Here is a 24,457-nt window from a genome sequence, read left to right as displayed (position 1 = left end):
GCATGGACATTCTCTTTATCGCCGACCCGCTCGACCGCTTCAAGATCTACAAGGACTCGACCTACGCGATGATGGCCGAGGCGGCGCGGCGCGGGCATGCGGTGTACGCGTGCGAGCCGAACCAGCTTGCGTGGACGGTCGCGGGCGTCGAGGCCGACGTGCGCCGCGTGACGATCGTCGGCGACACGGCCGATCTGCATCGCGATCGCTGGTACGAGGCGCGCGCGCACGAGTCGCGCGCGCTGCCGTCGTTCGGCGCGATCCTGATGCGCAAGGATCCGCCGTTCGACATGGAGTACGTGACGTCGACATGGCTGCTCGAGCTCGCCGAGCGCGCGGGCGCGCGCGTGTTCAACAAGCCGCAGACGATCCGCGATCATTCCGAGAAGCTCGCGATCGGCGAGTTTGCGCAGTTCGTCTCGCCGTCGCTCGTCACGCGCGACGCCGCGCGGCTGCGCGCGTTCCACGCCGAGCACGGCGACGTGATCCTGAAGCCGCTCGACGGCATGGGCGGGATGGGCGTGTTCCGCGTGAAGCCGGACGGCATGAACCTGGGCTCGATCATCGAAATGCTGAGCCACGACGGTGCGCGCTCGGTGATGGTGCAGAAGTTCATCCCGGAGATCAAAGCCGGCGACAAGCGGATTCTGCTGATCGACGGCGAGCCGGTGCCGTATTCGCTCGCGCGGATTCCGCAGGGCAACGAGGTGCGCGGCAATCTCGCGGCGGGCGGCGTCGGCGTCGCGCAGCCGCTCACCGAGCGCGACCGCGAGATCGCGGCGACGCTCGGCCCGGTGCTCGCGGCGCGCGGCCTGCTGCTCGTCGGACTCGACGTGATCGGCGACTGGCTGACCGAGGTGAACGTCACGAGCCCGACTTGCTTTCGCGAAATCATGGAGCAGACTGGATACGACGTCGCCGGCATGTTCGTCGACGCATTGGAGTGCGCGGTCGGCTGACGCGCGCGACCCGGCGGCGGCTGCGCAGGCCCCCGCCGCCGGATCGGTTCGACCGGACAGGGAAGCCCGGCCGGACGGGTCCGACTGGCCTGCTACAATGCCCGCTCGCCCGGCACGGTTTTCCGTGCGTCAGGCCCGGCGGTCGGGCCGAACACGTTGCAAGGCTGACATGGCAGGCATTCTCATCATCGCGCACGCGCCGCTCGCTACCGCTTTGCGGGACTGCATCGCGCACATCTACGGCGGGTTGCCCGCGCGCATCGGCTGTATCGACGTGCAGGCGGACAATGATCCGGTCCAGGTCATGGCTTTCGCGCACGCGGAACTCGCGCGCCTGAAGGAAGAAAACGGCACGCTCGTGCTGACCGACATGTACGGCGCGACGCCCGCGAACATCGCGGGGCAGCTCGCGAAGATCGAAGGCGTCCGGGTGCTCGCAGGCGTCAATCTGCCGATGCTCGTGCGCGCGGTCTGCTACCGGACGACGCCGCTCGACACGCTCGTCGACAAGGCGCTCGCCGGCTCGACGAAGGGCATCCACGAGATCGCGGCCGGCACGCCGCCGCCACGGCCGAGCGCGCTCGGCTGCGGCGAGTGCGCGCCGATTCCGCCGGAGCCGAAAGCACAGACCCAGCCGCACTGAGCCGACGCCCCGATTCGCATCACCCCCGTGCGGCCGGTAGGCCGGCCGCAGTCCGTTTTGACCTCATCGGAACACCATGCTTCAACAAGAAACGACCATCGTGAACAAATTGGGGCTCCATGCGCGCGCGTCGGCCAAGCTCACGCAGCTCGCGGGCAATTTTCAGTCGGAAGTCTGGATGACGCGCAACGGTCGCCGGATCAACGCGAAGAGCATCATGGGCGTCATGATGCTCGCGGCGGGCATCGGCAGCACGGTGACGATCGAGACCGAAGGGCCGGACGAGCGGGAGGCGATGGACGCGCTCCTCAAATTGATTGCCGACAAATTCGGCGAAGGGCAGTAACGCCACGGCGGCATGCCGTTCCGCTATCCAGCGAGGATGCCGCGCAACGTCGCGGCATTTTTTTTGTCACGTGACATCGCGCAGCGATGCTGCACCGCACGCAGTCACGAGGGGCGTGCGGAATTTATAATCGACCGTCGGGGTCATAAGCGCATCGCAGCGGTGCGCCGCGGCTCACGTGATCAAGGAGGTGCGCGTGTCCTTCACGCTGCATGGGATTCCCGTTTCAAGAGGCATCGCGATCGGACGAGCATATCTGATCGCGCCGGCGGCGCTCGACGTCGCCCATTATCTGATCGAGGCCGAGCGGATCGAGGCCGAGATCGAGCGCTTCCGCGCGGCGCTCGAAGCGGTGCGCGGCGAGCTCGATGCGCTGCGCGCCGATTTGACCGACGAGACGCCGACCGAAGTCGCCGCGTTCATCGACGTGCACGCGATGATCCTCGGCGACGCGCTGCTCGTGCAGGAAACCATCGACCTCATCCGCGCGCGCCGCTACAACGTCGAATGGGCGCTGACCGAGCAGCTCGACGTGCTCGCCAGCCACTTCGACGACATCGAGGACGAATACCTGCGCGAGCGCAAGGCCGACATCGAGCAGGTCGTCGAGCGGGTGCTGAAGGCGCTCGCGGGCGCGCCGTCCGCCGCGCAGGCGCTCGACCGGGCCGCGGGCAACGGCCGCGACGAGATGATCGTCGTCGCGCACGACATCGCGCCCGCCGACATGATGCAGTTCAAGACGCAGTCGTTCCAGGCGTTCGTCACCGACTTGGGCGGACGCACGTCGCACACGGCGATCGTCGCGCGCAGCCTCGGCATTCCGGCCGCGGTCGGCGTCCAGCACGCGAGCGCGCTGATCCGCCAGGACGATCTCATCATCGTCGACGGCGACCAGGGGATCGTGATCGTCGATCCCGCGCCGATCGTGCTCGAGGAATACTCGTACCGGCAATCGGAAAAGGCGCTCGAGCAGCGCAAGCTGCAGCGGCTGAAGTTCTCGCCCGCGCAAACGCTCTGCGGCGCGAAGATCGATTTGCTCGCGAACATCGAGCTGCCCGACGACGCGAAGGCTGCCGTCGACGCGGGCGCGGTGGGCGTCGGCCTGTTCCGCTCGGAGTTCCTGTTCATGAGCAAGAACCGGATGCCGGAGGAAGAGGAGCAGTTCGCCGCGTACAAGCGCGCGGTCGAGCTGATGCGCGGGATGCCCGTCACGATCCGCACGATCGACGTCGGCGCGGACAAGCCGCTCGACACGCACGACGAAGGCTACGAGACCGCGCCGAACCCGGCGCTCGGCTTGCGCGCGATCCGCTGGAGCCTGTCGGAGCCGCAGATGTTCCTGACGCAGCTGCGCGCGATCCTGCGCGCGTCGGCGTTCGGCCAGGTCAAGATCCTGGTGCCGATGCTCGCGCACGCGCAGGAGATCGACCAGACGCTCGACCTCATCAGCGAGGCGAAGCGGCAGCTCGACGCGGCGGGGCTCGCGTACGATCCGAACGTGCGCGTCGGCGCGATGATCGAGATTCCGGCTGCGGCGATCGCACTGCCGCTGTTCTTGAAGCGCGTCGATTTCCTGTCGATCGGCACCAACGATCTGATCCAGTACACGCTCGCGATCGACCGCGCGGACAACGCGGTCGCGCATCTGTACGATCCGCTGCATCCGGCGGTGCTGCATCTGATCGCGTTCACGCTGCGCGAGGCGAAGCGCGCGGGCGTGCCGGTGTCGGTGTGCGGTGAGATGGCGGGCGATCCGGCGTTGACGCGCCTGCTGCTCGGCATGGGGCTCACCGAGTTCTCGATGCATCCGAGCCAGTTGCTCGTCGTGAAGCAGGAGATCCTGCGCGCGCATCTGAAGGCGCTCGAGAAGCCGACCGCGGACGTGCTCGCGGCGTTCGAGCCGGAGGAAGTGCAGGCGGCGCTCACGCGGCTCGCGAGCGCCGAGCCGCGGGCGGACGTCGCGGCTTGAGCGGGCGGCGCGTGTGCTTGGGCGCGCGCGTCGTCTGCGGATGCCGGGGCTGAAGTGTTCGCGCGCAATGGGGCGGCTCGCTCGTTGCGGGCCGCTCGAAAGCGCGATCGCGTGTCAAGTTTCTACGCCAACGCCAACGCCAACGCCAACGCCAACGCCAACGCCAACGGCCGCGCTCGCGGCGATGCGTCGCGCCGCCACGCCGTTCAATGCGATTCCCCCGCGCCGCACACCGGGCAATCCGGCTGTCGCGCGATCTTCATCGTGTTCCATTCCATCCGCAGCGAGTCGAGCATCATCAGCCTGCCGACGAGCGTCGTGCCGATTCCGCCGATCACGCGCAATGCCTCGGCTGCCTGCATCGCGCCGATGATGCCGACAGTCGGCGCGAACACGCCCATCGTCGAGCACGCGACTTCCTCGAACGGCTGATCTTCCGGAAACACGCACGCGTAGCACGGCGAGCCCGGATCGCGGAAGTCGAACGTGCTGATCTGCCCGTCGAAGCGCAGCGCCGCGCCCGACACGAGCGGCACGCGATGCGCGACGCACGCGCGGTTGATCGCGTGGCGCGTCGCGAAGTTGTCGGTGCAGTCGAGCACGACGCTCGCTTGCGGCGCGTGCGCGTTCAGCCATGCGTCGTCGACGCGCTCGGCGACCGCGTTCACCTTCACGTCGGGATTGAGCTGCGCGAGCGCGTCGCGCCCCGATTCGACCTTCTTGCGGCCGACCGACGCCGTCACGTGCAGGATCTGCCGCTGCAGGTTCGTGAGATCGACGGTATCGGCATCGACGAGCGTGATCGTGCCGACGCCCGCCGCCGCGAGATACATCGCCGCGGGCGACCCGAGCCCGCCCGCGCCGACGACGATCGCATGCGCGTCGAGAAAGCGCTGCTGCGCTTCGATGCCGATTTCTTCGACGAGGATGTGGCGGGAATAGCGGAGGAGTTGATCGTCGTTCATCGTGGGGCCGCGGGGCGGGGAAACGGTCTCGATATTATTCTAGGCGCGCAAAGAAAACGGGCCATCGCGGCGGCTTGCCGCGATGGCCCGTGCGTCGTGCCGCGCGCTTACTGCGGCTGCGGCGCCGACGCGGGCTTTGCTGCCGATGCGGGCTTGGCCGCCGACGCGGGCTTCGCGGCCGCCTTCGACGCGGCCTTCGGCGCCGACGCGCCAGCCGCCTTGTCGGCCGCGCCCTTCGCGCTTTCGGCGACGAGCATCTTCGACTGCTCGACCGGCTTGCCTTCGAGCTTGTTGAGCGCCTGCTGCATCATGAAATCGTCGGCGCCGCCGAATTCGATCGGCTTGCGTTCGCGATCCTTCTGACGCTGCTCGGGCGTCTTCTTGTCGTTCTGCTCTTCGAGGATGCGCAACTGCTCCATCCGGCGCTGCTCGCGGTCCTCGAGCTCCTTCTTCTCGTTCGGATCCTGCGTGTTCGCGAGGTGGTTCGTGTAGTCGACCTCGCGTGTGACGAGCACGTCGTCCGGATCGCCGTCCGCGAACTGGTCGACCGGAATGTCGGGCAGGATGCCCTTGTTCTGGATCGAGCGGCCGCTCGGCGTGTAGTAGTACGCGGTCGTCAGGCGCAGCGCGGTGTCCGCCGTCATCGGCCGGACCGTCTGCACCGAGCCCTTGCCGAACGTCGCCTTGCCCATGATGACCGCGCGATGCGCATCCTGCAGCGCGCCCGCGACGATCTCCGACGCCGACGCCGAATACGCGTTCGTCAGCACGACCATCGGCACGGTCTTGAAGGCGGGCGGCAGGCTCTTCAGCGGGTCGGAATCGAACGACGGCAGCCGGTAGTTCTCGTAGTTGTCGCGATAGATCTGCTTCGAATCGGGGATCTGGCCGTTCGTCGACACGACGACGGAATCCGGCGGCAGGAACGCGCCCGCGACGCCGACGGCGCTCTGCAGCAGGCCGCCGCCGTTGTTGCGCAGATCGAGGATCAGGCCCTTCAGGTTCGGCTGCTGGCGCGCGATGTCCTGCAGCTTCGCGGCGAGATCGGGCGTCGTGCGCTCCTGGAAGCTCGTGATGCGGATGTACGCGTAGCCCGGATCGAGCAGCTTCATCTTCACGCTCTGCACGCGGATCAACGCGCGCGTGACCGTGACGGGGAACGTGCGGTCGTCGCTCTTGCGGAAGATCGTCAGCGTGACCTTCGTGCCGGGTTCGCCGCGCATCTGCTTGACCGCCTTGTCGAGCGTCATGCCGCGCACCGGGCGATCGTTGATGCGGGTGATCAGGTCGCCCGGACGGATGCCGGCGCGGAACGCGGGCGTGTCTTCGATCGGCGAGATCACCTTGACGAGGCCGTCTTCCTGCGAGATTTCGATGCCGAGTCCGGCGAAGCGGCCCTTCGTCTGCTCCTGCAACTCCTGGTAATCGGTTTTGTCGAGATAGGACGAGTGCGGGTCGAGGCTCGACACCATGCCCTTGATCGCCGCGGTCAGCAGTTTCTTGTCATCGACGGGCTCGACGTATTCGCGCTTGATCTGCCCGAACACTTCGGCGAACAGGCGTAACTGGTCGAGCGGCAGCGGCGCGGCGGCCGTCGTGACGGCCTGCTGGGCCGACGCGGAGATTTGCAGCGTCGCGAAGACGCCGGTCGCGAGGCCCGCGGCAATCAGGCCGATGTTCTTCAATTTCATACGCATAGAGTCTGGTGCGATCGGAAAGCGCGTGGCTGTCGCGGGAGCAACGGGACGGTCATAGGACGGTCAAGTATAACTGTTCGTCCGGATGCCTTGTGGATTGGGGCGAAACGGGGAACGCCAGCAGGATTCCGACTGCGCCGCGCGAAACAGGTTCACGCGGCGCCGTGCCGGCGGGGCGGCGCGGGCGCGGACCCGCCGCCGCCCGCGCCCGCGCGGCCGTTACGCCGCGGTTGCCTTACCCTGCTGCGCGACGGCGGCCTGCGCCTTCGCGATCGCGTCCTGGTCGCCGAGGTAGTAGTGCCGGATGGGCCGCAGGCTCTCGTCGAGCTCGTAGACGAGCGGCACGCCGTTCGGGATGTTCAGGCCGACGATGTCCGCATCGGAGATGCCGTCGAGATACTTGATCAGCGCGCGCAGCGAATTGCCGTGCGCGGCGATCAGCACCTGCTTGCCGGCTTTCACCGCGGGCGCGATCGATTCGTTCCACAGCGGCAGCACGCGCGCGACCGTGTCCTTCAGGCATTCGGTGAGCGGCAACTGCTCGCGCGGCACCTTCGCGTAGCGCGGATCGGCGTACGGCGCGCGCTCGTCGGTCGGCTCGAGCGCCGGCGGCGGCGTGTCGTAGCTGCGGCGCCAGACCAGCACTTGCTCGTCGCCGTACTTCGCGGCCGTTTCCGCCTTGTTGAGGCCCGACAGCGCGCCGTAGTGGCGCTCGTTCAGCCGCCACGAGTGGACGACGGGCACGTACATCAGATCCATCTGGTCCTGCACGTGCCAGAGCGTGCGGATCGCGCGCTTCAGCACCGACGTGTACGCGATGTCGAACGCGTAGCCGGCTTCCTTCAGGAGCTGGCCGGCTTGCCGGGCTTCGCGGTTGCCTTGTTCGGTCAGGTCGACGTCGACCCAGCCGGTGAAGCGGTTTTCCTTGTTCCAGGTCGATTCGCCGTGGCGGATGAGAACGAGCTTGTACATAGATGCTTGCGGTCGGTAGTGAGGAAGCGGTAAGCGCGGATGCGGTCCCGGCTCGTGGGGCGACATCGCGTCAGACGGTTATTTTATAATGGCAAGATTGCCCTTTCCGATTTCTCTTTTTCGGCGGATTTTCCGTGACGTTCTTCACCGATTACACGAACCTCGCGCTCATCGCGATCCTGGTGGTTTCCGGCGGCCTCCTCGCATGGCCCGCGCTGCGGCGCGGAGGCGGCGGCCTGTCGGCCGCGGAGGCGACCCAACTGATCAACCGCCGCAACGCGATCGTCGTCGATCTGCGTCCGGCGGCCGAGTACGGCGCGGGCCATCTGCCGTCCGCGCGCTCCGTCGAGTTCGGCGAGCTGCAGGCGAAGGCCGGCCAGCTCGCAAAGAACAAGGGCACGCCCGTGCTGCTCGTGTGCCAGAACGGTCAGCAGTCGCAAAAGGCGCGCAAGATCGTCGAGGATGCGGGCTACCAGGACGTCCACGTGCTGCAGGGCGGCCTGAGCGCGTGGCAGCAAGCCGGCATGCCGGTCGTCAAATAAGGAGTGGCGAAGTGAACAAAGTGGTCATGTACAGCACGCAGGTGTGCCCGTATTGCATCCAGGCCGAGCGGCTGCTCAAGCTGCGCGGCGTCGAGCACGTTGAGAAAGTGCTGATCGACAAGGCGCCGGAGCGTCGCGCCGAAATGATGGAGCGCACCGGCCGCCGCACCGTGCCGCAGATCTACATCGGCGACACCCACGTCGGCGGCTACGACGACCTGTCGAAGCTCGACCGCGAAGGCGGCCTGAAGCCGCTCCTCGAAGCCGCCTGACCAGGGCGCCAAGCAACCGCTCCACCGCCGTCTTGCGGGCGGCGCGCGGTCCAAGCACGATCACACCGGGCGTGCCGGAGGGTTCCGGCCGCCACGAAATCATTTTTAGGGAGCCACCATGTCCGACGTCGAAAACCAACCGTTCTTCAACATCCAGCGCATCTACCTGAAGGATCTGTCGCTCGAGCAGCCGAATTCGCCTGCGATCTTCCTCGAGCAGGAGATGCCGGCCGTTGAAGTCGAAGTCGACGTGAAGGCCGAGCGCCTCGCCGACACCGTCTACGAGATCATCGTCGCGGGCACCGTCACCGCGAAGGTGCGCGAGAAGGTCGCGTTCCTCGTCGAGGCGAAGCAGGCAGGCATCTTCGACATCCGCAACATCCCGGCCGAGCAGATCGATCCGCTCTGCGGCATCGCATGTCCGACGATCCTGTTCCCGTACCTGCGCTCGAACATCGCCGATTCGATCACGCGCGCGGGCTTCCCGCCGATCCATCTCGCCGAGATCAACTTCCAGGCGCTCTACGAGCAGCGTCTCGCGGAAATCTCGCAGCAGCAGCAAGGCGGCGCGCCGAACGGCACGACGCTGAACTGAGCGCGAACGACGACCGGTGCTGAGCATGAAAGTCGCTGTTCTCGGCGCCGGCGCGTGGGGTACCGCGCTCGCGGCGCATCTCGCCGCACGGCACGACACGCTGCTCTGGGCGCGCGACGCCGCGCTCGTGGCGGAACTCGCGGCGCGGCGCGAGAACGTCCGCTACCTGGACGGCGTCGCGCTGCCGCCGGCGCTGCGCTACGAGGCCGATCTCGCGACGGCGGTGTCGCACGCGCAAGCGGACGACGCGCTTTGCGTGATCGCCGCGCCCGTGGCCGGGCTGCGTGCGCTGTGCCGCGCGATGCGCGATGCGGGCTGCGTGCCCGCGCACTTCGTCTGGGTCTGCAAGGGCTTCGAGGCGGACACGCGGCTGCTGCCGCATCAGATGGTCGGCGAAGCACTGCCGGATCACGCCAGCTATGGCGTGCTGTCCGGGCCGAGCTTCGCACGCGAAGTCGCGCAAGGGCTGCCCGTCGCGCTGACGGTCGCGAGCGCGTCGGCCGCGTGCCGCGAGCGCACGCTCGCCGCGTTCCATCACGGCGCGATGCGCATCTACACCGGTGACGATGTCGTCGGCGTCGAGGTCGGCGGCGCGGTGAAGAACGTGCTCGCGATCGCGACGGGCATCGCCGACGGCCTCGGCCTCGGGCTCAACGCGCGCGCGGCGCTCATCACGCGCGGGCTTGCGGAGATGTCGCGCCTGGGCGTCGCGCTCGGCGGCCGCGCGGAGACGTTCACCGGCCTCACGGGCCTGGGCGACCTGATTCTCACGGCGACGGGCGATCTGTCGCGCAACCGGACCGTCGGTTTGCAGCTCGCCGCCGGCCGTTCGCTCGACGACATTCTGGCCGCGCTCGGCCACGTGGCCGAAGGCGTGCGGTGCGCGCACGCGGTGCTGTCGCTCGCGCGCGAGCGCGGGGTCGACATGCCGATCACCGAAGCGGTGTGCGCGGTGCTGTTCGAAGGCGTCGCGCCGCGCGACGCGGTGAGCGGCCTGCTGCGCCGGGACGCGAAGGCCGAATAGGCTCCGGCGAGCCAAATCGAACCAAATCAGGCAATCGAAACCGGGCGCGCGGCATTGCGCGCCCGGTTTCGTGCGTCTGTGCGCACGGGCCGAGCGAGCGTACGCTGTGCGTATCGCGATCAACTCGATGGAGGACGTCATGCCGAACATCGGTTCGACGTCGGTCGAGGCGCGCGTCGTCGACATCACGACGCTCGCGCTCGACGCGATCGTCAATGCGGCCAACGAGTCGCTGCTGGGCGGCGGCGGCGTGGACGGCGCGATTCATCGCGCGGCGGGGCCCGAACTCGTCAAGGCGTGCGCGACGCTCGGCGGCTGCGTGACGGGCGACGCGAAGCTCACGCACGGCTACCGGCTGCCCGCGAAGTTCGTGATCCACACGGTGGGCCCGGTATGGCACGGCGGTGCGCGCGGCGAGCCCGAGCTGCTCGCGTCGTGCTACCGGCGCTCGCTCGAGGTGGCGGCCGGTGCCGGTTGCGTGTCGCTTGCGTTTCCCGCGATCAGTTGCGGCGTGTATCGCTTCCCGCCCGACGATGCGACTGCGATCGCGGTGCGCACGGTGGTCGACGCGCTGGCCGGCGCGAAATTCGAGCGCATCGTGTTCGCGTGCTTTTCCGACGCGATGCTCGAGCTTTATCGCGCGGAGCTTGCGCGGTTTTGACGGGTACGTCGAGCGCTGTCGTCGACGCGACCTTCTTCGTTCCCGCGGTGCCCGCCGTTCGTTGCGGCGTGAACGATTCCGGCCCGTTTGTCTTGCCGGATGCCTTCGCCGGCGACCGGCAGCGACGCCCGCAACGCGACATTCATCGCAGCTTTTCGCCGCGGTCCCGATCGGTCGAATCGATCCGCTCGATGCGTCGCGCGCTTTCTCAAGCCCCGCCTTCGAACCCCGCCTGCCGCCACGCCTCGAACACGACCACGGCGACCGTATTCGACAGGTTGAGGCTGCGATTGCCCGGGCGCATCGGCAGCCGCACGCGCTGCTCGGGCGGAAAGCGCTCGACGAGCTCGGGCGCGAGCCCGCGCGTTTCCGCGCCGAACACGAACCAGTCTCCCGGCTCGAACGCGCGATCGTGAAAGCGTCCCGAGCCGCGCGTCGTGAACGCGAACATGTGCGCGGGATCGGGCGCTTCGGCGGCGATGAACGCATCCCAATCTCGATGGACGCGCATCTGCGCATACTCGTGATAGTCGAGTCCCGCGCGGCGCATCTTCGCGTCGTCGAGCGGGAAGCCGAGCGGCTCGATCAGATGCAGCCGCGCGCCGGTGTTGGCGCACAGCCGGATCACGTTGCCGGTGTTCGGCGGAATTTCGGGCTCGACGAGAACGACGTTGAACATGATTCGATTCGATCGGTGAAAAGCGTGTGAATGCGTGTGGGCGGCGCGATGCGGCGCACCGTCAATCCTTCGCGGTGCGCAGCGCGACGAAGTTCGTCACGCGCCGCGCGCCCGCTTCCTTCAGTTTGCGTGCGAGCGCGTCGAGCGTCGCGCCCGACGTCATCACGTCGTCGACGATCCCGACGTGCAGGCCCGCGACCGGGCGCGCGATCTCGAACGCCGCCGCGACGTTCGCGCGCCGTGCGTCGAACGCGAGTCGCGATTGCGGCGCGGTGTCGGCCACGCGCGCGGCGAGCGTCGCGTCGGCGCGCACCTTCAGCACGCGCGCGAGCGGCCGCGCGATCGTCCACGCCTGGTTGTAGCCGCGCTCGACGAGCCGGCGCCGCGCGAGCGGCACGGGCGCGATCACGTCGAGCGGCGGCGCGCCGTCGAGCGCGTCCGCCGCAAGCCGCGCGAGGCGCTCGCCGAATTCGCGGCCGAGCGCGAGCTGCGCGCGGAACTTCAGGTCGACCGCGAGGCTGTCGAGCGGCGCGCGGTAATCGGCGAGCGCGAGCGTCGCGTCGAACGGCGGCGGCGACTCGGCGCACGCGCCGCAGCGGTAGCGGTGACGCATCGCGCCGCCCGGTCCGCGCGCGCCGGGCAGCGGCAGCGCGCAGCGCGGGCAGCGCAGCCGCGCCTCATTCCAATACGCGCTGTCGCAACAGTCGCAAATTGTCCGATGTGACAAATTGCCGCACAGTGCGCAGCGGTTCGGCAGCGCAGCAGCGGAAAAACGTGCCAGGACAATGCACAGGCGCGCCGCCGCCGCCCGTATGCCGCATCGCAATACGGCGGGATTCGCCATGGTTCGGCTCCTGCAACGGGCCGCTTCGCTGAAGGGCGCGAAGCGAGCGAGTATACTTCGGGCTCTTCGCCAGTGTGCCCGACATGTCCCCAGCTCCCGCAAAAACCAGCCGTCCGGCCTATGATCCACGGCGCTTGCGGCGGATCTTCGACCGCCGCGCCGCCGTGTTCGACGCCGTGTCGTTCCTGCCGCGCGAAATCGCGCAGCGGATGCGCGAGCGCCTCGACTACATCAAGGTGAATCCGGCGGGCGTGCTCGATGCGGGCTGCGGCACGGGCGACGACCTGCCGTTGCTGCGCGCGCGCTTTCCGGAGGCGCCCGTGTTCGGCGTCGACGTATCGCGCGCGATGCTCGCGCGCGCGGCCGCGCGCGACACGGCCGAGACGAGCTGGCGCCGGTTTCTGCCGGCGACGCTGTCGAAGGCGCTCGGCCATCGCGGGCCGCGCGTCGCGCAAGCCGATTTCTCCGAGCTGCCGTTCGCGAGCGACGCGTTCGATCTCCTCTGGTCCAACTTCGCGCTGCACTGGCACGCGCGTCCCGATCTCGTGTTCCCCGAATGGCATCGCGTGCTGCGCGTCGACGGGTTGCTGATGTTCAGCACGCTCGGCCCCGACACGCTGCGCGAGCTGCGCGCCGCATGCGCGGAGGCCGCCGCCGCGGCGGGCGATGCGCCCGCGGTCGCCCGCGTGATCGATTTCGTCGACATGCATGATCTCGGCGACATGCTCGTCGAGAGCGGCTTCGAGATTCCGGTGATGGACCAGGAGACGCTGACCGTCACCTACAAGTCGCCCGATTCGCTGCTTGCGGACGTGCGTCGCCTGGGCGCGTATCCGTTCGGGCGCGACGCGTCGGGGCATGCGTCGCGCCGTCTGCGCGCGGCGCTCCATGACGCGCTCGAAGCGCGCCGGCGCGACGACGGCACGATTCCGCTGACGTTCGAAGTGATCTACGGGCACGCCTGGAAGGCGGCACCGCGCATGACCGCGGAAGGCTTCAGCATCGTGCGCGTGCAGGACATCGGCAGAGGGTGGCCGAAGCGTTCGTGACGCGGTAAAGACGGGTTTCGTTATGCCGGAAATTAACGGCCGCGGGAGGCTGGAAAAAGCCTCCTGAAATGGCCGGGAAGCTTGTCGCGCTTGGCTTGCCGGGCGATGGCCGTTTGCTTGTGGATGACTTTGAACCCGCCTATAATGCGACAGTTTGTCGTCCTGGGGGTCCTCACAATACAGGACGGCCGGCCCGACGAGGGCAAGCATCAGACGCCATTCGCGAGAGGCAGCGATGGAAGCAGCGAACGGTTTGCATGACGCCGAACCGGTCCTCGCGGACTGGCTGATGAAGCGCAACTGTTCGGTGTCGCCGCGTCAATTCGTGGCGTTCTACGTTTCGCTCGCGGCGTTTTCGCTGTTGATCGCGGTCCTGCTGTCGTGGCGCGGAGCCTGGCTCGTGCTGCCTTTCACCGGGATCGAGTTGCTGGCGGTGGGCGTCGCGTTCGCAGTCTATGCGCGCCATGCAGTCGATTACGAACGCATCCGGCTGTATCCTCACCGGCTCGTCATCGAGCGGATGAGCGCGGAGCGGCTGACGCAGATCGAATTGAACCCGCGCTGGGTGCGGGTCGAGCCGGGTGCGTCGCCGCGCGATCCAATCAAGTTGGTGTCGCGCGGAGAGGCCGTCGTGGTCGGGCAGCACCTCGCGCAATACCGGCGCGCGCAGTTCGCGCGCGAGCTGCGCGCTTCGCTGTCGCGCTGCGGCTGAACGGGGTGGCCGGCGTGAAGCGGGCGGCCGGCGACGGGGGAGGGTTTGAATGGAAATTTTGGGTAAGGAAGCTATGAAAACAATCAAGCGAGCCCTCACGGGCGTGCTGGCATGCAGCGGGTTGCTCTTGTCCGGCGCCGCTCTGGCGGTCGGCGACAGCCCGGGCGGCCCCCGCGTCAACGAGATCAACCTCCAGGCGCCCGTGACGAAGATCGCCGAGGAGCTCTACGACCTCCACACGATGATGCTGATCCTCTGCACGGTGATCTTCGTCGGCGTGTTCGGCGTGATGTTCTATTCGATCTTCGCGCACCGTAAGTCAAAAGGCCACAAGGCCGCCAATTTCCACGAAAGCACCACCGTCGAAATCATCTGGACGATCGTGCCGTTCATCATCGTCGTGCTGATGGCGCTGCCCGCCACGAAGGCCGTCGTCGCGATGAAGGACACGACGAACGCCGATCTCACGGTCAAGGTCACCGGCTACCAATGGAAGTGGGGCTACGACTACGTGAAGGGACCGGGCGAAGGCATCAGCTTCCTGTCGACGCTGTCGACGCCGCGCAGCGAAGTCAACGGCCAGCAGCCGATCAGCGACACCTATCTGCAGGAAGTCGACCACCCGCTCGTCGTGCCGGTCAACAAGAAGATCCGCGTCATCACGACCGCGAACGACGTCGTCCACTCGTGGTACGTCCCGGCGTTCGGCGTCAAGCAGGACGCGATCCCGGGCTTCGTCCGCGACACCTGGTTCAAGGCGGAGAAGACGGGCACCTACCGCGGCTTCTGCACGGAGCTCTGCGGCAAGGAGCACGCGTACATGCCGGTCGTCGTCGAAGTGCTGTCGGACGACGACTACGCGAAGTGGGTGAGCGCGCAGAAGGCGAAGCTCGCGGCCGGCGCGGTCGATCCGAACAAGGTGTATACGCGCGCCGAACTGATGGCGCACGGCGAAGAAGTCTACAAGGCGAACTGCGCGGCCTGCCACCAGCCGAACGGCAAGGGCGTCGGCGCATTCCCGGCGCTCGACGGCGGCAAGATCGTCAACGGCCCGATCGCCGGCCACCTCGAGCAGGTGCTGAAGGGCAAGGGCGCGATGCCGTCGTGGGCGTCGCTGTCGGATCTCGACATCGCGTCGGTGATCACGTACGAACGCAATTCGTGGGGCAACCACAAGGGCGACTCGCTGCAGCCGAAGCAGGTGGCCGACGCGCGCAACGGCAAGCTGCCGGAAGACGTCGCGCAGCAGGCGGGCGACACGGCGGCGCCGGCGGCGGAAGCCTCGGGCGCGGCCGCCCAGGCGCAGGCGCTGCCGGCGGAGATCTATTTCGAGACGGGCAAGAGCGAACTGCCGGCCGACGCGAAGGACGCGATCGCCGCAGCGGCTGAATACGTGAAAGCGCATCCGGACGCGAAGCTCGCGCTGTCGGGCTTCACCGACAAGACGGGTTCGGCCGGCGCGAACGCCGAACTGGCCAAGCGCCGCGCACAAGCCGTGCGCGATGCGCTGAAGGCCGCGGGCATCGCGGAAGAGCGCATCATTCTGAAGAAGCCGGAAACGATCACGGGCGGGGCTGACGCGAAGGAAGCCCGGCGGGTCGAGATCGGGCCGGCGGCTTGACGTGTCGCTGTGTTTGTCGACGTATTCGCATTAGGAGATTCTCATGTCTAGCATCGGGCACGACGTAGCCGCGGGCCACGCGCACGACGACCACGCGCACGAAACCCCGCACGGCTGGCGGCGCTGGCTGTTCGCCACCAACCACAAGGATATCGGTACGCTGTACCTGCTGTTCTCGTTCATCATGTTCCTGTCGGGCGGCGTGATGGCGCTCGCGATTCGCGCCGAGCTGTTCGAACCGGGCCTGCAGATCATGCGGCCCGAGTTCTTCAACCAGCTGACGACGATGCACGGCCTCATCATGGTGTTCGGCGCGATCATGCCGGCCTTCGTCGGCTTCGCGAACTGGATGATTCCGCTGCAGATCGGCGCATCGGACATGGCGTTCGCGCGGATGAACAACTTCAGCTTCTGGCTGCTGCCCGTCGCGGCGGTGCTGCTCGTCGGCTCGTTCTTCGCGCCGGGCGGCGCGACGGCCGCGGGCTGGACGCTGTACGCGCCGCTGTCGACGCAGATGGGCCCGGGCATGGATTTCGCGATCTTCGCGGTGCACATCATGGGCGCGTCGTCGATCATGGGCGGGATCAACATCGTCGTGACGGTCCTGAACATGCGCGCGCCGGGCATGACGCTGATGAAGATGCCGATGTTCGCGTGGACGTGGCTCATCACCGCATACCTGCTGATCGCGGTGATGCCGGTTCTGGCGGGCGCGATCACGATGGTGCTGTTCGACCGCCACTTCGGCACGTCGTTCTTCAACGCGGCGGGCGGCGGCGATCCGGTGATGTACCAGCACATCTTCTGGTTCTTCGGGCACCCCGAGGTGTACATCATGATTCTGCCGGCGTTCGGGATCGTGTCGCAGGTGATCCCGGCGTTCTCGCGCAAGCCGCTGTTCGGCTATAGCTCGATGGTGTACGCGACGGCGTCGATCGCGATCCTGTCGTTCATGGTCTGGGCGCACCATATGTTCGCGACCGGCATGCCGGTCACGGGCCAGCTGTTCTTCATGTACGCGACGATGCTGATCGCGGTGCCGACGGGCGTGAAGGTGTTCAACTGGACGGCCACGATGTGGCGCGGCTCGCTGACGTTCGAGACGCCGATGCTGTTCGCGATCGGCTTCCTGTTCGTGTTCACGATGGGCGGCTTCACGGGCCTGATGCTCGCGATGGCGCCGCTCGACATCCAGTACCACGGCACGTACTTCGTCGTCGCGCACTTCCATTACGTGCTCGTCGCGGGTTCGCTGTTCGCCCTCTTCGCCGGGTGGTACTACTGGGCGCCGAAGTGGACGGGCTGGATGTACAACGAGACGCGCGGGAAGATCCACTTCTGGTCGTCGATGATCTTCTTCAACATCACGTTCTTCCCGATGCACTTCGTCGGCCTCGCGGGCATGCCGCGACGCTATGCGGACTACCCGGCGCAGTTCACCGACTTCAACCAGCTCGCGACGATCGGCGCATTCGGCTTCGGCCTCGCGCAGGTGTATTTCCTGTTCGCGGTCGTGCTGCCCGCGTATCGCGGCGGCGGCGATCTCGAGCGGGCTTCCGACAAGCCGTGGGACGGCGCGACGGGCCTCGAATGGACGGTGCCGAGCCCGGCTCCGTTCCACACGTTCGAGCACCCGCCGACGGTCGAGTAACGGTTTGCCTATGTTCGCCGCCCGCGTCGTGCGACGCGGGCGGCGGAGCCCCAATCGAAAAAATTTCGCATGACCCGGAATTCACAAAAAAGACGAACGCCCGACGAGATTCGCGCGGGCAACAAGCGGCTGCTTTTGATCCTGCTCATCGTCGTCGCCGTTTTCTTTGTGGGTGCCGTCGTCCGGCAGTGGATTGCGTCCACGTCCTGACGCAGTATTGAGGAAGTCCTGATGTCGAAGTCCGAGGCGAACGTCGATCGCGCGTTCAACCGGTCGATGCTCGTGAAGCTCGTCGTCGTGGCGGGGCTGATGTTCGGCTTTGGCTTCGCGCTGGTGCCGATGTACCGCGCGATCTGCCAGATCACCGGCATCAACAACCTGCTGCAGCGCGACGTCAGCGAGCGCGAGGCGAAGAACACGCAGATCGATTACACCCGGACGGTGTCGATCGAGCTCGACGCGAACGCGCGCGGGCCGCTCGGTTTCAAGCCGAAGCGCAACAGCATCGACGTGCATCCGGGCGAATTGACGACGGTCGTCTACGAAGTGACGAACGGGCAGGGCAGAACGGTGGTCGCGCAGGCGATCCCGAGCTACGCGCCGAAGCAGGCCACCGAGTTCTTCAAGAAGATCGAGTGCTTCTGCTTCACGCAACAGACGCTCACGGCGAACGAGACGCGCGACATGCCGGTCGTGTTCGTGATCGATCCGAAGCTGCCGAACGACGTGAAGACGATCACGCTGTCGTACACGTTTTTCGAGCTGAACACGCCCGCGCCCGCTGCGCGTGGCGCCGCGGGGCAGACGGGCGGCGCCGCGGCGAAGCCCGCCGCCTGACACAGGAGAGGGCGACGATGATGAGCGGATCGGGTAACAAGAGTACGTTCTTGCAGACGATGAAGGCGGTACTGTGGTCGTTCTTCGGCGTGCGCAAGCGGCGCGATCTCGAAGCGGACGCGACGCAGCTCAACCCGCTGCACGTACTGATCGCCGCGCTGATCGGCGCGGCGCTCTTCGTCGGCGTGCTGATCCTGATCGTGCGCGCGGTGGTGGGGTAGCGGATACGGATTGGGCGGGCGCGCGGCTTCGCGAGCCCGCGAGCAGAAGGTGAGGCGGCGCCGCGCGCGCCGCGAGAGAGAAATAAGCCGGATCGTTCCGGAACAAATTGGACTGAAGCGGAGAATCAAGCATGACCGGTCAAAACGAGAGCCCGTACTATTTCGTGCCGCATCCGTCGCAGCACCCGATCAGCGCGGCCGTCGGCCTGCTGGTCATGCTCGGCTCGTTTGCGCTGTGGGTCAACGGCGAGCCGTGGGCGCCCTACACGGCGCTCGTCGGCCTGCTGTGGCTTCTGTTCGTGCTGTATCACTGGTTCGGCGACGCGATCGCCGAGTCCGAAAGCGGGATGTACGGCAAGCGCGTCGACAAGTCGTACCGCTGGAGCATGAGCTGGTTCATCTTCTCCGAAGTGATGTTCTTCGGCGCGTTCTTCGGCGCATTGTTCTATGCGCGTGAAATCGCGATGCATCAGCTCGGCAGCCTCGACTACAAGCTGATCTGGCCGGACTTTTCCGCGGTGTGGCCGAACGAAGGCCCGGGCGCGCTCGTCGGCCACTTCAAGACGATGGGCCCGTGGCCGATCCCGACCCTCAACACCGCGCTGCTGCTGTCGTCCGGCGCGACGCTGACGGTGTCGCACCACGCGCTGCGCGAGGATCACCGCACGAAGGCGATCGCATGGCTCGCCGCGACGCTCGTGCTCGGCATCTGCTTCCTGTTCCTGCAGGGCTTCGAGTACTTCCACGCGTACAACGAGCTGAACCTGACGCTCGGCTCCGGCGTGTACGGCTCGACATTCTTCCTGCTGACGGGCTTCCACGGCTTCCACGTGTTCCTGGGCGGCACGATGCTCGCGGTGGTGCTGGTGCGGATGATCCGCGGCCACTTCAAGCCGGATCACCACTTCGCATTCGAAGGCGCCGCGTGGTACTGGCACTTCGTCGACGTCGTCTGGCTGGGCCTGTACGTCGTCGTCTACTGGCTGTAACAACGAAAACGGCCCGCGCAGCGATGCGCGGGCCGTTTGCTTGGTTCGTCGGCGCCGCGATGCGCGCCGAAGGGCCGCAGGCCGACCGGTGCGCCGCCCCGACTTCGTCGGGCGGCGTTTTTGCTTAAATGGATCGCGCTCGTGCGGCGTTATGCCGCATCAGCGGCCGATCGGAATGCCGGTCGAATGGATCCAGCCCATCCAGTTCGCGAACAGGATGAACAGGAACAGCGAGATCGACAGGCCGACTCGCATCGCGAGCGACCAGACCATCCGCTTCGTATGGCCCCGGTCGTGCATCATGAAATACAGCGCCGACACCATGCTGGCGATGATGAGTACAAAGGCGATCGGAACGAGAATGTGCATGAAGCTAACCGGAAACCGGCAATTAGGGGAAGAAAGCGCCATTATCGCACTTCGGTCGGGCAGTCGTCGCCCCCGGGGAGCGGCGCGATGAGGATTCGCTGGCTGCCCGCGCTGCTGATTCTCGCGGTGATCGCGGTGACGGTGCGGCTCGGTTTCTGGCAGCGCGACCGCGCGCATCAGAAGGAGGCGCTCGAATCGCGGATCACGCGCTACGAGCGCGCGAGCCCCGTCGACGTGCCGCGCGCGCCCGTCGCGCTGAAGGACATCGAGTTCCATCGCGTGCGCGCGGTCGGCCGCTTCATGCCGGAGCTCGTGGTGTTCCTCGACAACCGGCCGTACAACGATCAGCCGGGCTTCTACGTCGTGATGCCGCTGAAGCTCGCGAACGGCGGCTACGTGCTCGTGAACCGCGGATGGCTGCCGCGCAATTTCGCGGACCGCACCGCGATCGAGCCGTTCGCGACGCCTGCGGGCGACGTGACGATCGAGGGCATTGCGCGCGGCAGCGCGTCGCGCGCGTTCGAACTCGGCGAAGGCGGCTCGGCCGCGCATCAGAAGATCCGGCAGAATCTCGACGCCGCCGCGTACGCGCGGGAAACCGGCCTGCCGCTGCAGCCGTTCGTGATTCAGCAGACGAGCGACGGCGGCGACAAGCTCGTGCGCGACTGGCCCGCGCCGACGACGGGCGTCGAGCGCAACTACGGTTACATGTTTCAGTGGTGGGGCATGGCGGCGGCTGCCGCCGGCTTCGGTCTGTATGCCGCGCGGCGCGCGGCGAAAAAGCAGTCCGGCGACGCGTGACGGCGGCGCCGGTCCGTCGCGCGGCGCCGCGCGACGTCCATCGTTTCAAGAGGTTTCTTTGGTGATGCAATCTTCCCGTCCGACGGAGCCGCAGGGCGGCCGGCAAGCGGAACCCGCGCAGCGCGGTTCATGGAAGCGCGGCCGCTGGGTGCTGCTCGCGCTCGCGCTCGTCTGCGCGGCGCCCGTGATCGCGTCGTATTTCACGTATTACGTGATCAAGCCGCGCGGCGGCGCGACCAACTACGGCACGCTGATCGAGCCGCAGCGGCCGATTCCGCCCGATCTGACCGTCGTCGACGAAGCGGGCAAGACGGTGCCGCTCGCGTCGCTGCGCGGCGTGTGGCTGTTCGTGATGGAAGACGGCGGCGCGTGCAGCGACGCGTGCGCGAAGAAGCTCTACTTCATGCGCCAGGTGCGCGCGACGCAGGCAGGCGAGCGGCAGCGGATCACGATGGTGTGGCTGAAGAGCGACGCGGCGAACGTGCCGGCCGCGATCGCGGACGCGTATCCGGACACGGTCAGGCTGCGCGCCGATCCGGCCGCCGTCGCCGCATGGCTGCCGGCCGACGCGGGCACGCAGGTCGCCGATCACATCTATCTCGTCGATCCGAACGGCAATCTGATGATGCGTTTCCCGAAGAATCCGGATCCGAGCAAGATCAAGAAGGACGTGACGAAGCTCCTCAAGTGGTCGAGCATCGGTTGAGCGCCGGCTGCGACCGGCGATAGAGGGTAAGAGAGAAACACGGATGTATCTACTGCAACTCGGCCTGATCGGCCTCTGCATCGCGCTGCTGCCGCTGTCGTACGTGTGGGTGAAGGCGGACGACGACAAGTTCCGCAAGCTCGTCTGGATCACGACGTTCCTCACGCTCGATCTCGTGATGTTCGGCGGCTTCACGCGCCTGACCGATTCCGGCCTCGGCTGCCCGGATTGGCCCGGCTGCTACGGCACGTCGTCGCCGTTCGTCGCGCACGCGGCGATCACCGCCGCGCATCAGGCGATGCCGACGGGCCCCGTCAGCATGACGAAGGCGTGGATCGAGATGATCCACCGCTATTTCGCGATGGCGATCGGCGTGCTGATCATCGCGCAGACCGTGATCGCGTGGGCCGCGCGGCTGCGCCGCCGGCCGCTGCACGTATCGCCGTGGTGGCCGACGAGCCTCTTGCTGCTGATTCTCGTGCAGGGCGCGTTCGGCGCGTGGACCGTGACGATGAAGTTGCAGCCCGTGATCGTGACGATCCACCTGCTGCTCGGCCTCACGCTGCTCGGCACGCTCGGCTGGCTCGCCGCGCGCCAGACGCCGCTGCCCGCATACGAGCCCGAGGCCGGCCGCTATCGCGCGGCGGCGCTCGCGGCGCTCGTCCTGCTCGTCGTGCAAATCGCGCTCGGCGGCTGGGTCAGCACGAATTACGCGGTGCTCGCGTGCACCGATTTCCCGACCTGCAACGGCGCGTGGATTCCGCCGATGGACTTTCGCAACGGCTTCCACCTGTGGCGCGCGCTCGGCATGACGAACGACGGCGACGCGATCACGCAGGACGCGCTCGTCGCGATCCACTGGACGCACCGGACGTTCGCGTTCGTCGTCGTCGCGTACCTGGCCGCCTTCGCGCTGAAGATGCGCCGCTTCGCGTCGCTGCGGCGCCCGGCGAACGGCGTGCTCTTCGTCGTCGTGCTGCAATTCGTCACGGGTTTGACGAATATCGTGCTGCAGTGGCCTTTGCCGGTCGCGGTCGCGCATAACGGGGGGGCCGCGATCCTGCTCCTCCTCGTCGTCATGCTAAACTTTCGCATCCTTTCAAGCCGTCCCGGCCGCGCCGCGCAACCCGCGCGCGACGCCGCGCCCGCGTGACGTTGACCGTACATGGACACCACACTTTCCCAATCGCCCGGTAGCCGCCTCTCCCAGTATCTGGCGCTGACGAAGCCTCGCGTCACGCAGCTCGCCGTGTTCTGCGCGGTGATCGGGATGTTCCTCGCGACGCCGGGGATGGTGCCGTGGAAAGCACTGCTCGGCGGCACGATCGGCATCTGGCTGCTGGCGGGCGCCGCGTTTGCGATCAATTGCCTCGTCGAGCAGAAGATCGATGCGATGATGCGGCGCACCGCGTGGCGGCCGTCCGCGCGCGGCGAGATCACGACCGCGCAGATCCTCGTGTTCTCGACCGTGCTGGGCGGCCTCGGCGCCTGGACGCTCTACACGTTCACGAATCCGCTGACGATGTGGCTGACGATCGCGACGTTCGTCGGCTACGCGGTGATCTACACGCTGCTGCTCAAGCCGATGACGCCGCAGAACATCGTGATCGGCGGCGCGTCGGGCGCGATGCCGCCCGCGCTCGGCTGGGCGGCCGTCACGGGCGCGGTGCCGGGCGACGCGTGGATTCTCGTGCTGATCATCTTCGTGTGGACGCCGCCGCACTTCTGGGTGCTCGCGCTGTACCGCCGCAAGGACTACGAGAACGCGGGCCTGCCGATGCTGCCCGTCACGCACGGCGAGAAGTTCACGCGGCTGCACATCCTGCTGTACACGGTGATCCTGTTCGCGGTCACGATGATGCCGTTCATCTCCGGCATGAGCGGGGCCGTCTATCTGACGAGCGCCGTGCTGCTCGGCGCGATCTTCCTCGCGTACGCGTGGAAGATCTACCGCGACTATTCGGATGCGCTCGCGCGCAAGGCGTTCCGCTATTCGATCGTCTATCTGTCGCTGCTGTTCGCCGCGCTTTTGGTCGACCACTACGCACGTCCCGTGATCGGGATGTAACTCCATCGGTTCGATAGCGATGCTCAAATCCCTGTTCGCACGCCGCCGCGCGCAGCGCGGCTGGCTGTTCGCCTGCATGCTCGCGGGCGCATTGACGATCGCGGGCTGCAACAAGCAGCCGGCGTTCCAGAATCTCGACATCACCGGCAACACGCAATTCGCGAGCGACTTCGCGCTGCCGGACACGACGGGCAAGATCCGCACGCTCGGCGAATTCAAGGGCAAGGCGGTCGTCGTGTTCTTCGGCTACACGCACTGCCCGGACGTGTGTCCGACGACGATGGCGGAGCTGTCGCAGGCGCTGCAGCAGCTCGGCCCGGACGGCAAGCGCGTGCAGGTGTTGTTCGTCACGGTCGATCCGGAACGCGACACCGCGGCGCTCCTCGGCCAGTACGTGCCCGCGTTCAATCCGGCTTTCATCGGCCTGCGGCCCGCCGACGAGGCGCAGTTGAAGAAGGTGACGAAGGACTTCCGCGTCTATTACGCGAAGGTGCCGGGCAAGACGCCCGACAGCTATACGATGGACCACACCGCCGCGAGCTACGTGTTCGATCCGAGCGGCAAGCTGCGCCTCTTCGTGCGCGACGGCCAGGGGCCGGGGCCGTGGGTCCACGATCTGAAGCTGCTGCTCGGCTGATAGCGAAACGAGCGGCCGCGCGTCGGCGCGACATGCACCCCGAAGCGTCGGACGCCCGTCCGGCCTTCGGGGTGTTTTTCATGGCGATGGCGAAAATCGCGGCGCGGCGATCGCGGCATTCGCCGCGGACAACGGCGTTTTGCCGTAAGCGGCCGGTTTTGCCGACCGTCGATTCCGCCTTCGCGCTTCGTCCTTTCTTGTCCCGATCCCGCGCGCCGCTTACGGCAGCGCCGGCAGATTGACGCCCGGCGCGACGCGCGTCGTCCGGAATTCGGTCACCGTGTACGTGACGAGGCCATCGGTGACGAACGGATCGGTCTCGAGGATCGCATCCAGCGCGTCGCGATCGATCCGCACGGCGAGGATCACGCCGCCGTCGCGCGGCACCTTCGGCCCGCAGGCGACGAACACGCCGGCGTCGAGATGGCGTTGCAGATACGCGCAGTGGCGTTCGAGCGCGTCGTCGATGCGCTCGAGCGGCGCGGTGTAGCGGATGTCGATCACGTACATGGAGGCCTCGTCGGAAAGCGGGCCGCGACGCCGTGTCGCGGCCAAGCCGTCCTTGTAGCACAGCCGCCGCCGTCGCGCTTCCATTCAAGTTGTAAGCCGGCATGCCGTAAATAGCGGC

The 24,457-nt window shown here is 67.2% G+C and carries 29 protein-coding genes; 22 read left to right on the top strand and 7 right to left on the bottom strand.

The window, feature by feature from the left end:
• Positions 1 to 2: 2 nt before the first annotated feature.
• The 4 genes from gshB (at position 3) to ptsP (ending at position 3,917) form a co-directional block, all read left to right on the top strand.
• Positions 3 to 959: a glutathione synthase gene (gene gshB / locus BG90_RS05705; RefSeq protein WP_010113719.1), complete on the top strand. Its 957-nt coding sequence runs from the start codon at positions 3 to 5 to the stop codon at positions 957 to 959.
• 169 nt (positions 960 to 1,128) lie between these two features.
• Entirely contained in the window at positions 1,129 to 1,602 is a 474-nt protein-coding gene (locus BG90_RS05700) for a PTS sugar transporter subunit IIA (RefSeq protein ID WP_010101414.1), read from the top strand.
• A 76-nt stretch (positions 1,603 to 1,678) separates the two neighbouring features.
• The gene (locus BG90_RS05695; protein WP_010101417.1) at positions 1,679 to 1,948 is read left to right on the top strand and encodes an HPr family phosphocarrier protein; all 270 of its coding nucleotides are present in this window, start codon (positions 1,679 to 1,681) and stop codon (positions 1,946 to 1,948) included.
• Between the two features lie 178 nt (positions 1,949 to 2,126).
• Complete coding sequence (gene ptsP / locus BG90_RS05690; RefSeq protein ID WP_010101418.1) at positions 2,127 to 3,917, top strand: phosphoenolpyruvate--protein phosphotransferase; 1,791 nt, start codon at positions 2,127 to 2,129, stop codon at positions 3,915 to 3,917.
• Between the two features lie 206 nt (positions 3,918 to 4,123).
• Here the strand turns inward: ptsP and BG90_RS05685 are convergent, their stop codons facing one another.
• The 3 genes from BG90_RS05685 to gpmA form a co-directional block, all read right to left on the bottom strand.
• Positions 4,124 to 4,882, bottom strand: a complete 759-nt coding sequence (locus BG90_RS05685) for a HesA/MoeB/ThiF family protein (RefSeq protein WP_010101420.1) — start codon at positions 4,880 to 4,882, stop codon at positions 4,124 to 4,126.
• A 107-nt stretch (positions 4,883 to 4,989) separates the two neighbouring features.
• The gene (locus BG90_RS05680; protein WP_025989628.1) at positions 4,990 to 6,579 is read right to left on the bottom strand and encodes a S41 family peptidase; all 1,590 of its coding nucleotides are present in this window, start codon (positions 6,577 to 6,579) and stop codon (positions 4,990 to 4,992) included.
• A gap of 219 nt (positions 6,580 to 6,798) precedes the next feature.
• A complete protein-coding gene (gene gpmA, locus BG90_RS05675) occupies positions 6,799 to 7,551 on the bottom strand; it encodes a 2,3-diphosphoglycerate-dependent phosphoglycerate mutase (RefSeq protein WP_010101424.1) in 753 nt (250 codons plus the stop codon).
• 134 nt (positions 7,552 to 7,685) lie between these two features.
• Between gpmA and BG90_RS05670 the strand changes: the two genes are divergently transcribed.
• The 5 genes from BG90_RS05670 (at position 7,686) to BG90_RS05650 (ending at position 10,645) form a co-directional block, all read left to right on the top strand.
• Positions 7,686 to 8,093, top strand: a complete 408-nt coding sequence (locus BG90_RS05670; RefSeq protein WP_010101426.1) for a rhodanese-like domain-containing protein — start codon at positions 7,686 to 7,688, stop codon at positions 8,091 to 8,093.
• Positions 8,094 to 8,104: 11 nt separating this feature from the next.
• A complete protein-coding gene (gene grxC / locus BG90_RS05665) occupies positions 8,105 to 8,365 on the top strand; it encodes a glutaredoxin 3 (RefSeq protein ID WP_010101428.1) in 261 nt (86 codons plus the stop codon).
• A 118-nt stretch (positions 8,366 to 8,483) separates the two neighbouring features.
• Positions 8,484 to 8,960: a protein-export chaperone SecB gene (gene secB, locus BG90_RS05660; protein WP_010101430.1), complete on the top strand. Its 477-nt coding sequence runs from the start codon at positions 8,484 to 8,486 to the stop codon at positions 8,958 to 8,960.
• Positions 8,961 to 8,985: 25 nt separating this feature from the next.
• Positions 8,986 to 9,984 (top strand): NAD(P)H-dependent glycerol-3-phosphate dehydrogenase, encoded by a 999-nt coding sequence (locus BG90_RS05655; RefSeq protein WP_025989630.1) that lies wholly within the window; start codon positions 8,986 to 8,988, stop codon positions 9,982 to 9,984.
• A 139-nt stretch (positions 9,985 to 10,123) separates the two neighbouring features.
• Entirely contained in the window at positions 10,124 to 10,645 is a 522-nt protein-coding gene (locus BG90_RS05650; RefSeq protein ID WP_010113729.1) for an O-acetyl-ADP-ribose deacetylase, read from the top strand.
• A gap of 208 nt (positions 10,646 to 10,853) precedes the next feature.
• On the opposite strand, the gene trmL is transcribed toward BG90_RS05650, so the two are convergent.
• Together trmL and BG90_RS05640 are read right to left on the bottom strand one after the other, a co-directional pair.
• Positions 10,854 to 11,324 (bottom strand): tRNA (uridine(34)/cytosine(34)/5-carboxymethylaminomethyluridine(34)-2'-O)-methyltransferase TrmL, encoded by a 471-nt coding sequence (gene trmL / locus BG90_RS05645; protein ID WP_010113730.1) that lies wholly within the window; start codon positions 11,322 to 11,324, stop codon positions 10,854 to 10,856.
• Positions 11,325 to 11,385: 61 nt separating this feature from the next.
• On the bottom strand, positions 11,386 to 12,168 hold the full coding sequence (locus BG90_RS05640; RefSeq protein WP_045568084.1) for a ComF family protein: 783 nt from the start codon (positions 12,166 to 12,168) through the stop codon (positions 11,386 to 11,388).
• Positions 12,169 to 12,251: 83 nt separating this feature from the next.
• On the opposite strand from BG90_RS05640, the gene BG90_RS05635 reads away from it, so the two are divergent.
• The 8 genes from BG90_RS05635 (at position 12,252) to BG90_RS05600 (ending at position 19,248) form a co-directional block, all read left to right on the top strand.
• A complete protein-coding gene (locus BG90_RS05635; RefSeq protein ID WP_025989631.1) occupies positions 12,252 to 13,217 on the top strand; it encodes a methyltransferase domain-containing protein in 966 nt (321 codons plus the stop codon).
• A gap of 235 nt (positions 13,218 to 13,452) precedes the next feature.
• Complete coding sequence (locus tag BG90_RS05630; protein WP_010101442.1) at positions 13,453 to 13,929, top strand: DUF2244 domain-containing protein; 477 nt, start codon at positions 13,453 to 13,455, stop codon at positions 13,927 to 13,929.
• Positions 13,930 to 13,978: 49 nt separating this feature from the next.
• On the top strand, positions 13,979 to 15,550 hold the full coding sequence (coxB, locus tag BG90_RS05625; RefSeq protein ID WP_038801911.1) for a cytochrome c oxidase subunit II: 1,572 nt from the start codon (positions 13,979 to 13,981) through the stop codon (positions 15,548 to 15,550).
• Positions 15,551 to 15,593: 43 nt separating this feature from the next.
• Complete coding sequence (gene ctaD, locus BG90_RS05620; RefSeq protein ID WP_010101445.1) at positions 15,594 to 17,201, top strand: cytochrome c oxidase subunit I; 1,608 nt, start codon at positions 15,594 to 15,596, stop codon at positions 17,199 to 17,201.
• A gap of 69 nt (positions 17,202 to 17,270) precedes the next feature.
• A complete protein-coding gene (locus tag BG90_RS36625; RefSeq protein WP_004550920.1) occupies positions 17,271 to 17,411 on the top strand; it encodes a cytochrome oxidase small assembly protein in 141 nt (46 codons plus the stop codon).
• Between the two features lie 21 nt (positions 17,412 to 17,432).
• Entirely contained in the window at positions 17,433 to 18,038 is a 606-nt protein-coding gene (locus BG90_RS05610; protein ID WP_010113736.1) for a cytochrome c oxidase assembly protein, read from the top strand.
• 17 nt (positions 18,039 to 18,055) lie between these two features.
• Positions 18,056 to 18,259 (top strand): DUF2970 domain-containing protein, encoded by a 204-nt coding sequence (locus tag BG90_RS05605; RefSeq protein ID WP_010113737.1) that lies wholly within the window; start codon positions 18,056 to 18,058, stop codon positions 18,257 to 18,259.
• A 131-nt stretch (positions 18,260 to 18,390) separates the two neighbouring features.
• Positions 18,391 to 19,248 (top strand): cytochrome c oxidase subunit 3, encoded by an 858-nt coding sequence (locus tag BG90_RS05600; protein ID WP_010101449.1) that lies wholly within the window; start codon positions 18,391 to 18,393, stop codon positions 19,246 to 19,248.
• A gap of 159 nt (positions 19,249 to 19,407) precedes the next feature.
• Here the strand turns inward: BG90_RS05600 and BG90_RS05595 are convergent, their stop codons facing one another.
• The gene (locus BG90_RS05595; protein ID WP_004200193.1) at positions 19,408 to 19,617 is read right to left on the bottom strand and encodes a twin transmembrane helix small protein; all 210 of its coding nucleotides are present in this window, start codon (positions 19,615 to 19,617) and stop codon (positions 19,408 to 19,410) included.
• 87 nt (positions 19,618 to 19,704) lie between these two features.
• Here BG90_RS05595 and BG90_RS05590 point away from each other — a divergent pair, with 87 nt between their 5' ends.
• From BG90_RS05590 to BG90_RS05570, 5 genes are all read left to right on the top strand, one after another.
• The gene (locus BG90_RS05590) at positions 19,705 to 20,418 is read left to right on the top strand and encodes an SURF1 family protein (RefSeq protein ID WP_010113740.1); all 714 of its coding nucleotides are present in this window, start codon (positions 19,705 to 19,707) and stop codon (positions 20,416 to 20,418) included.
• A 64-nt stretch (positions 20,419 to 20,482) separates the two neighbouring features.
• The gene (locus BG90_RS05585) at positions 20,483 to 21,124 is read left to right on the top strand and encodes an SCO family protein (RefSeq protein ID WP_010101460.1); all 642 of its coding nucleotides are present in this window, start codon (positions 20,483 to 20,485) and stop codon (positions 21,122 to 21,124) included.
• Between the two features lie 43 nt (positions 21,125 to 21,167).
• Positions 21,168 to 22,277 (top strand): COX15/CtaA family protein, encoded by a 1,110-nt coding sequence (locus tag BG90_RS05580; protein ID WP_045568083.1) that lies wholly within the window; start codon positions 21,168 to 21,170, stop codon positions 22,275 to 22,277.
• A 12-nt stretch (positions 22,278 to 22,289) separates the two neighbouring features.
• Positions 22,290 to 23,192 carry a heme o synthase gene (gene cyoE / locus BG90_RS05575; protein WP_010101462.1) on the top strand — a complete coding sequence of 301 codons (903 nt, stop codon included), beginning with the start codon at positions 22,290 to 22,292 and terminating at the stop codon, positions 23,190 to 23,192.
• Between the two features lie 19 nt (positions 23,193 to 23,211).
• Positions 23,212 to 23,829: an SCO family protein gene (locus BG90_RS05570; RefSeq protein WP_010101463.1), complete on the top strand. Its 618-nt coding sequence runs from the start codon at positions 23,212 to 23,214 to the stop codon at positions 23,827 to 23,829.
• 219 nt (positions 23,830 to 24,048) lie between these two features.
• Here BG90_RS05570 and BG90_RS05565 read toward each other — a convergent pair whose 3' ends face one another.
• Positions 24,049 to 24,339 (bottom strand): YciI family protein, encoded by a 291-nt coding sequence (locus tag BG90_RS05565; protein WP_010113743.1) that lies wholly within the window; start codon positions 24,337 to 24,339, stop codon positions 24,049 to 24,051.
• Between the last annotated feature and the right edge of the window lie 118 nt (positions 24,340 to 24,457).

It is taken from the genome of Burkholderia oklahomensis C6786 (assembly GCF_000959365.1).
GTDB lineage: Bacteria > Pseudomonadota > Gammaproteobacteria > Burkholderiales > Burkholderiaceae > Burkholderia > Burkholderia oklahomensis.
This window is presented reverse-complemented; position numbering and strand designations above follow the sequence as displayed.

Bases quoted from the DNA above. Each gene is read 5' to 3' on its own strand.
- BG90_RS05570 (WP_010101463.1), top strand. From the start codon at position 23,212: ATGCTCAAATCCCTGTTCGCACGCCGCCGCGCGCAGCGCGGCTGGCTG.
- BG90_RS05590 (WP_010113740.1), top strand. From the start codon at position 19,705: ATGAGGATTCGCTGGCTGCCCGCGCTGCTGATTCTCGCGGTGATCGCG.
- coxB (WP_038801911.1), top strand. From the start codon at position 13,979: ATGGAAATTTTGGGTAAGGAAGCTATGAAAACAATCAAGCGAGCCCTC.
- gshB (WP_010113719.1), top strand. From the start codon at position 3: ATGGACATTCTCTTTATCGCCGACCCGCTCGACCGCTTCAAGATCTAC.
- BG90_RS05695 (WP_010101417.1), top strand. From the start codon at position 1,679: ATGCTTCAACAAGAAACGACCATCGTGAACAAATTGGGGCTCCATGCG.
- BG90_RS05605 (WP_010113737.1), top strand. From the start codon at position 18,056: ATGATGAGCGGATCGGGTAACAAGAGTACGTTCTTGCAGACGATGAAG.
- BG90_RS05635 (WP_025989631.1), top strand. From the start codon at position 12,252: ATGTCCCCAGCTCCCGCAAAAACCAGCCGTCCGGCCTATGATCCACGG.
- BG90_RS05655 (WP_025989630.1), top strand. From the start codon at position 8,986: ATGAAAGTCGCTGTTCTCGGCGCCGGCGCGTGGGGTACCGCGCTCGCG.
- BG90_RS05585 (WP_010101460.1), top strand. From the start codon at position 20,483: ATGCAATCTTCCCGTCCGACGGAGCCGCAGGGCGGCCGGCAAGCGGAA.
- BG90_RS05700 (WP_010101414.1), top strand. From the start codon at position 1,129: ATGGCAGGCATTCTCATCATCGCGCACGCGCCGCTCGCTACCGCTTTG.
- BG90_RS05685 (WP_010101420.1), bottom strand. From the start codon at position 4,882: ATGAACGACGATCAACTCCTCCGCTATTCCCGCCACATCCTCGTCGAA.
- BG90_RS05640 (WP_045568084.1), bottom strand. From the start codon at position 12,168: ATGGCGAATCCCGCCGTATTGCGATGCGGCATACGGGCGGCGGCGGCG.
- BG90_RS05600 (WP_010101449.1), top strand. From the start codon at position 18,391: ATGACCGGTCAAAACGAGAGCCCGTACTATTTCGTGCCGCATCCGTCG.
- BG90_RS05595 (WP_004200193.1), bottom strand. From the start codon at position 19,617: ATGCACATTCTCGTTCCGATCGCCTTTGTACTCATCATCGCCAGCATG.
- BG90_RS05650 (WP_010113729.1), top strand. From the start codon at position 10,124: ATGCCGAACATCGGTTCGACGTCGGTCGAGGCGCGCGTCGTCGACATC.
- BG90_RS05610 (WP_010113736.1), top strand. From the start codon at position 17,433: ATGTCGAAGTCCGAGGCGAACGTCGATCGCGCGTTCAACCGGTCGATG.
- BG90_RS05680 (WP_025989628.1), bottom strand. From the start codon at position 6,579: ATGCGTATGAAATTGAAGAACATCGGCCTGATTGCCGCGGGCCTCGCG.
- BG90_RS05580 (WP_045568083.1), top strand. From the start codon at position 21,168: ATGTATCTACTGCAACTCGGCCTGATCGGCCTCTGCATCGCGCTGCTG.
- BG90_RS36625 (WP_004550920.1), top strand. From the start codon at position 17,271: ATGACCCGGAATTCACAAAAAAGACGAACGCCCGACGAGATTCGCGCG.
- ctaD (WP_010101445.1), top strand. From the start codon at position 15,594: ATGTCTAGCATCGGGCACGACGTAGCCGCGGGCCACGCGCACGACGAC.
- trmL (WP_010113730.1), bottom strand. From the start codon at position 11,324: ATGTTCAACGTCGTTCTCGTCGAGCCCGAAATTCCGCCGAACACCGGC.
- cyoE (WP_010101462.1), top strand. From the start codon at position 22,290: ATGGACACCACACTTTCCCAATCGCCCGGTAGCCGCCTCTCCCAGTAT.
- gpmA (WP_010101424.1), bottom strand. From the start codon at position 7,551: ATGTACAAGCTCGTTCTCATCCGCCACGGCGAATCGACCTGGAACAAG.
- secB (WP_010101430.1), top strand. From the start codon at position 8,484: ATGTCCGACGTCGAAAACCAACCGTTCTTCAACATCCAGCGCATCTAC.
- BG90_RS05565 (WP_010113743.1), bottom strand. From the start codon at position 24,339: ATGTACGTGATCGACATCCGCTACACCGCGCCGCTCGAGCGCATCGAC.
- BG90_RS05630 (WP_010101442.1), top strand. From the start codon at position 13,453: ATGGAAGCAGCGAACGGTTTGCATGACGCCGAACCGGTCCTCGCGGAC.